The sequence below is a fragment of the Psychrilyobacter sp. genome (genome assembly GCF_037132775.1).
Classification (GTDB): domain Bacteria; phylum Fusobacteriota; class Fusobacteriia; order Fusobacteriales; family Fusobacteriaceae; genus Psychrilyobacter.
The window spans coordinates 1-6,110 of the sequence record NZ_JBAHZY010000054.1; the positions used below are offsets into that span (position 1 = coordinate 1).

Here is a 6,110-nt window from a genome sequence, read left to right on the forward strand (position 1 = left end):
TTCTTTATCTTACTACGATGGATATCATGAGGAAATGGACTGGGCGCCGAAGAGATTGGGGTGTAATCTACTCTCAATTACAAATATTTTTTGAAGAAAGATTAAACTAAGTGATAATCTAAGATATACCTTTTAAAAGAGACTAATTTTAGACTCTGCTATTGACATACAAAAAATAAAGTTCTAATATATTAAAAACGAGAAGCAATAATTAAAGAATTATTACTCCTCTTTTTATAAAAGTTTTACATTAATTTTTAGAGTTTACATAAAACTTACAACAGCCCCAGAGAGTTCAATAATAAAATCTTTTTTCTTGGTTAGAACTTTCTTTGTTTTTTCTAATATCTGACGATTATAATTTCCTAAATAAAAAATCCCCCCTAAAATATTCTAGGGGGGATTTTTTATTTAGTTTTCTTCTGCGAATGAGTCTTTTCCTATTCCACATGGAGGACAGATCCATTCTTCAGGTAAGTTATCAAAACTAGTTCCTGCTTCTATTCCATTTTCTACATCTCCAACTTTTGGATCATAAACATATCCACATATTTCGCATACATAATTTTTCATAATTTTTACCGCCTTTATCTTAGTTTTATTTTTATAACATTAACAAATGTAAGTTTATCAAACCCGACACTCTAAGTCAAGATAAAATTTTTAATAATAAATCACACAATTATTGACTACTACACTAGGTTAATGATAAGATTATTTTAGATAAGTATTTAACGCATTTTTTAGGAAAAACAGGAGGTAATCAGATGTATAAAAATATAGTTGAATTAATAGGAAATACTCCAATGGTTAAATTAAGAAAAGAAAAAGGCCTGGCTGATATCTATGTAAAATTAGAAAAATTTAACCCCAGTGGGTCTATAAAAGATAGAGCGGCATATCAAATGATAGTAGATGCCCAGACAGATGGTAAATTACAACAAGGGGATATTATTTTAGAACCTACCAGTGGGAATACGGGAGTAGCTTTAGCTATGATTGGAAAAGCCATGGGATATGAAGTAACTTTGGTTATGCCTTCTAGTATGAGTCAGGAAAGAAAGGATATAATAAGCTCATATGGGGCAAATTTAGTATTGACCGATCCTACAAAAGGTATGACTGGTGCTATCAATAAAGCCTATGAGATGGCAAAGGATAACAGCAGATACTATATTCCAAATCAATTTGAAAATAAATCCAATATAAAAACACACTATATTTCTACTGGAGTAGAGATCTATGATGAACTTCCAGAGATCGATATTTTTGTAGCCGGAGTAGGGACTGGTGGAACCCTTGGTGGAATAGGAAAATATTTGAAGGAACGTAATAAAAATATAAAAATTGTAGCAGTGGAACCGTCCAAATCCCCTGTTTTATCCGGCGGGACTGGTGGAGCTCATAAGATTCAAGGAATTGGAGCAGGATTTATACCCCAAATATTAGACACATCTATCATCGACGAAGTTATCACCATAGAGGATGAAACAGCTTATGAGATGACTAGGAATGTATTAGATAGTGATGGCCTGTATCTTGGAATCTCTAGTGGATCCAATATCGCCGCTGCTAAAATATTAGCCAAAAAATTAGGAGAGGGAAAAATTGTGGCAACAGTAGCTCCAGATGGTGGGGAAAAGTATATCTCTACAGGTGTATTTACAAAAATAGTCTAGGAAACTAAACCTTAGCTATTTCTCTTGACATATCTACAGAAACACATTAGTATATAAGGCAATAGTTATATAGAATCTGGAGGAATAATGTTTGAAAATTTAAAGTATGATATAAAAAATATAAGAAATATAGATCCAGCTGCAAAATCTAATATAGAGGTTTTTCTACTCTACCCATCTATCCATGCTATCTCTATCTATAGGATAGCCAATGGATTATTTAAAAGAAAATTTTTCTTTTTCGCCAGGCTATTGTCTCAAATAGGTAGACTATTTACAGGAATAGAGATCCATCCTGGGGCAGCGATAGGAAAGGGGCTATTTATAGATCATGGAATGGGTGTAGTTATAGGAGAAACAGCTATAATCGGAGATAATGTGACTATCTACCATCAGGTTACCTTAGGTGGGACAGGTAAAAATTCTGGGAAAAGACATCCAACTATTGAAGATAACGTTATAATTGGTGCTGGAGCAAAGGTTTTAGGGAATATTACCATTGCCAAGGGGACTAAGATAGGCGGAAATACAGTAGTTTTAATGGATAGTTATAAAAACTCGACAGTTGTAGGAGTAGCAGGGGTTATGAAATGCAATGGTAAACCTTGCACCTTTTCTCAATGTGGAACAAAAACAGAAGATATGAAATATTTGTAATATATATATATATTACAAATATTTCATATCAACTTTTAACCTCTACTATGTTATAATAAGGGGAGGAAGGTGAATTTTTTGAAAACCAATATACACGATGATATGAATAAAAACGAAATAAATTATAAAGAATTATTAGAAAAAAATAACTATATCTTAATCGATGTAAGAACTCCCAAAGAATATCAGGAGTCAACTATCCCAGGAACCATTAATATACCTGTATTATTAGATGAAGAGAGGGTCATGGTGGGAACTGCATACAAAAAAGAATCTCAAGAAAAAGCTAAGCAACTAGGCATAGAAGCCATCTCCAAAAGATTGGGAGATATCACTAAACAAATCAACAAACTATCTAAAGAATACGATACTATCATATTTTTCTGTGCCAGAGGTGGGATGAGAAGTGGGTCTATGACTTCATTTTTTAAATCTATGGGATATAAGACTGCTAGATTGAGCGGAGGGTATAAATCTTATAGAGCTTTTATTATGGAAGATTTTGAAAGTATAGTTCAGGAAATTACACTGATAATTCTCCATGGAAAAACAGGCACAGGAAAGACAAAGATCTTGAATGAATTACACAAAAGAGACGTTGAAACTATAGACCTAGAAGGATTAGCCAAAAATAGAGGTTCCCACTTTGGGCATATAGGGATACCTCAGGACAGGAGTCAAAAAACTTTTGAATCTCTACTGTATGATGCTGTTAAACACAGAAAAAATAATGTGATAACGATAGAAGGGGAAAGCAGAAAGATAGGACCTATTCATATTCCAGATCCATTTTGGGATACAATGAAGGTGGGAATGAAAATTTTAGTGGAAGCTCCTATAGAGATGAGATTAGATATCATCATGGATGATTACACTGGAATCGACCAGTTGAAAGAAAATCTATTAGAAGTTGCAGAAAAATTAAAAAGATATATGGATGGTAGTGCCCACAGTAAATTTATCGACTTGGTGGAAAAAGGTAAAATTAGAGAAGCTGCTCGTCAAATGATGATAGAATACTATGATCCTATGTACAATAAAAGTTTAAACAAACATAGCTATCATTCAGAAGTTATGATTGAAAGTATTGAAGATGGCGTTGTAAAATTAAAGGAAATCTTTAAAAAATATAAGTAAAAAAATTTATTAGGCGTTTAATGGAAAAATCCATCGAACTCCTAATTTCATTTTATATTTTTATAAAAAAAGATCTTTTTTTATTTCAAGTGGTCGACTTGAAGTGATTATACACCTTCTAAATCATGGGTATAAGTAGTTTATATCTATGATTATTTCTATATTAGAAAAAGACTAGGTCTTAGAATTAACAAATTTACCGCTCTTTCCACCTGTTTTTTCTTTCAGATAGATCCTTCCTATGATCATCTCCTTATCTATAGCTTTACACATATCATAAATAGTTAATAATGCTGTGCTTACCATCTGGAGTGCTTCCATCTCTACCCCTGTTTGTCCTTTAGTTTTAACAGTTCCTGTAGCATATATGACTAAGTTTTCCTGATCTATTTCAAAATCTATGTCGGCTCCTGTAAGAAGTAGTGGATGACACATGGGAATAAGTTCGTGAGTTTTTTTAGAAGCCATAATAGCCGCAACTCTGGCTACTCCTAAAACATCTCCCTTCTTAACTCCTCCATTAACAATAAGATCCATAGTTTCTGAATTAACCTCTATACTCCCACAGGCTGTAGCTTTTCTGCTGGTATCCTCTTTTCTACTCACATCTACCATAACAGCTTTTCCGTCTTTAAAATGACTAAATCCCATATTTTTCTCCTCTTATATATATTTTTTACTCCTAATACTAACATTTCTAGAAGGAAAAATAAATCTAAAAACTTTTCTACCACTAATCTACACTAAGGATCTACGAGTATTAATATTTATCTTAGTAAAAGAAAAAAATTAAATGTATTTTTATAAGTCCATATTAAAGATGGAATCTTTTTATGGTATAATAATTCTCGAGGTGATATACCATGATAAAACAATATGCCATTATATTTATGGTAACTTACTTAGGAGAGATGATCAGTAAATCTATCAATTTCCCCTTTCCAGGGCCAGTCATTGGAATGCTGATATTTTTTATTTTGCTGGAAAAAAAATTAATTGATATAGATTTTGTGGAAAAGGGAGCCAACACTATCTTGCTGAATCTGGCTATATTTTTTATCCCGCCAGGAGTCGGACTTATTTCTGCTTTAGATCTGCTCAGCGGAAATATGTTGAAAATATTCATAACTATGATACTGACTACCATAATTACCATGGGGATTACAGGGCTTACGGTTCAATATCTGATAAATAGGAGGGGGAAATAATGGAATTATTAAACAGTCCGCTATTTGGAGTTTGTCTAACAATTATTACCTATATCATAGGACTAGAGGTCTATAAAAAATTTAAACTGCCTATCCTGAACCCTATATTAATAGCACTTACAATTATAATCTCTATATTATTATATTTTAAAATACCGCTAGAGACCTATAAAAAAGGCGGGGATTTAATATCTTTTTTTTTAGCACCTGCCACAGTGGTTTTGGCAGTACCCCTGTATAAAAAAATAGATCTGTTGAAAGAGCACTTCATTCCTATATTAGGAGGAGTTATTGCAGGGGTTGTTACCTCTATTGTATCTTGTACCCTTATAGGAAAAGCTTTAGGGCTGGATCTGAGTATTATAAAATCTTCTCTATCAAAGTCATTGACTACTCCTATAGCCATAGAGCTATCTAAACAGGTTGGAGGTATTGTTCCAATTACTATGGTGATGGTTATGATAACTGGGATATCAGGAGCTATTTTAGCACCATTTATATGTAAAATTTTAAAGATAGAAAATAAGATTGCCAAAGGTCTAGCTATTGGAACAGCCAGTCATGCTGTAGGGACTTCAAGAGCCATAGAAATGGGAGAGACTGAAGGAGCTATGAGCGGTTTAGCCATTGGGGTAGCTGGTTTATTAACTGTTTTCATCTTACCATTATTATATATAATATTATTTTAAAAAAGAAGAATCCATATGGATTCTTCTTTTCATTTGTTATATATTTAATATTTCAACTATTGTCAGTGAGTGATCACTTAATCTTTTATAGTGATTTAATATATCCATATATCCTGTAACTAATATTGGTGACTTAGTTGTTTCAGCCATTCTATCTAGATGGTTTTTCCTAATCTCCTTATATAGGTTGGAGATAGCAGCCGATCTTTTAGTAGCTTCTACTAAGATTTTATAGTTTTCGTTCTTATAAGAACTGTCTACATAGTCAAAGAAATCTACAGTAAGATTATGGATTTTTTCCAATTCCTCTAAGCTTTTCTTACTTAGTATTTGATCGTTATCCAATAATCTTTTATGGATAAATACAATTCTTTTCATATAATCTGTAACAGATTCATATTGGTCTGAGATAGCTATATTTTTTCTAGCTTTCTTTATGATTGATGCTTCTAGATCTAAACTAAGAACTTTGGAGTTAATAGAGGCGATCTCCCCTTGCACTATATCCATCCTATCTTCTAGTTCTACTACGTTTTGAAACTCTTTGGAATCTTCAGGTAAATTTTCTTTAAATGTTTTCTTTATATAACCGAAAGCAGAGATGATCTGTGTTCCAATTTTGTTTATCTCTAATTTTGTCTGTTCCACTACGATGTCGGGAGTTTCTAACATTCTTTCATCTAGTTGTGTCATTTTCTTTATTACTATTTCCTTTTCAACTATCATTTTTTCCAACATTG

Annotated in this window: 8 protein-coding genes; 5 read left to right on the forward strand and 3 right to left on the reverse strand. The window is 32.5% G+C overall.

The features are described from left to right. Positions 1 to 411: 411 nt before the first annotated feature. The gene (locus V5784_RS03735) at positions 412 to 573 is read right to left on the reverse strand and encodes a rubredoxin (protein WP_336887713.1); all 162 of its coding nucleotides are present in this window, start codon (positions 571 to 573) and stop codon (positions 412 to 414) included. A 194-nt stretch (positions 574 to 767) separates the two neighbouring features. On the opposite strand from V5784_RS03735, the gene cysK reads away from it, so the two are divergent. From cysK to mnmH, 3 genes are all read left to right on the forward strand, one after another. Then, a complete protein-coding gene (gene cysK, locus V5784_RS03740) occupies positions 768 to 1,679 on the forward strand; it encodes a cysteine synthase A (protein WP_336887714.1) in 912 nt (303 codons plus the stop codon). A gap of 87 nt (positions 1,680 to 1,766) precedes the next feature. Next, positions 1,767 to 2,336 carry a serine O-acetyltransferase EpsC gene (gene epsC, locus V5784_RS03745; protein ID WP_336887715.1) on the forward strand — a complete coding sequence of 190 codons (570 nt, stop codon included), beginning with the start codon at positions 1,767 to 1,769 and terminating at the stop codon, positions 2,334 to 2,336. A gap of 78 nt (positions 2,337 to 2,414) precedes the next feature. Beyond that, on the forward strand, positions 2,415 to 3,473 hold the full coding sequence (gene mnmH / locus V5784_RS03750; protein WP_336887716.1) for a tRNA 2-selenouridine(34) synthase MnmH: 1,059 nt from the start codon (positions 2,415 to 2,417) through the stop codon (positions 3,471 to 3,473). 174 nt (positions 3,474 to 3,647) lie between these two features. Here mnmH and moaC read toward each other — a convergent pair whose 3' ends face one another. Continuing rightward, positions 3,648 to 4,124 (reverse strand): cyclic pyranopterin monophosphate synthase MoaC, encoded by a 477-nt coding sequence (gene moaC / locus V5784_RS03755; protein ID WP_336887717.1) that lies wholly within the window; start codon positions 4,122 to 4,124, stop codon positions 3,648 to 3,650. A gap of 212 nt (positions 4,125 to 4,336) precedes the next feature. On the opposite strand from moaC, the gene V5784_RS03760 reads away from it, so the two are divergent. Next, positions 4,337 to 4,681 (forward strand): CidA/LrgA family protein, encoded by a 345-nt coding sequence (locus V5784_RS03760; RefSeq protein ID WP_336887718.1) that lies wholly within the window; start codon positions 4,337 to 4,339, stop codon positions 4,679 to 4,681. Beyond that, complete coding sequence (locus tag V5784_RS03765; protein ID WP_336887719.1) at positions 4,681 to 5,370, forward strand: LrgB family protein; 690 nt, start codon at positions 4,681 to 4,683, stop codon at positions 5,368 to 5,370. Before V5784_RS03760 ends, V5784_RS03765 begins: the two co-directional genes overlap by 1 nt. Positions 5,371 to 5,406: 36 nt before the next feature. Here V5784_RS03765 and V5784_RS03770 read toward each other — a convergent pair. Further along, a partial coding sequence (locus V5784_RS03770; RefSeq protein ID WP_336887720.1) for a PhoU domain-containing protein occupies positions 5,407 to 6,110 on the reverse strand: 704 nt, incomplete at its 5' end.

Bases quoted from the DNA above. Each gene is read 5' to 3' on its own strand.
- epsC (WP_336887715.1), top strand. From the start codon at position 1,767: ATGTTTGAAAATTTAAAGTATGATATAAAAAATATAAGAAATATAGAT.
- cysK (WP_336887714.1), top strand. From the start codon at position 768: ATGTATAAAAATATAGTTGAATTAATAGGAAATACTCCAATGGTTAAA.
- V5784_RS03735 (WP_336887713.1), bottom strand. From the start codon at position 573: ATGAAAAATTATGTATGCGAAATATGTGGATATGTTTATGATCCAAAA.
- V5784_RS03760 (WP_336887718.1), top strand. From the start codon at position 4,337: ATGATAAAACAATATGCCATTATATTTATGGTAACTTACTTAGGAGAG.
- V5784_RS03765 (WP_336887719.1), top strand. From the start codon at position 4,681: ATGGAATTATTAAACAGTCCGCTATTTGGAGTTTGTCTAACAATTATT.
- moaC (WP_336887717.1), bottom strand. From the start codon at position 4,124: ATGGGATTTAGTCATTTTAAAGACGGAAAAGCTGTTATGGTAGATGTG.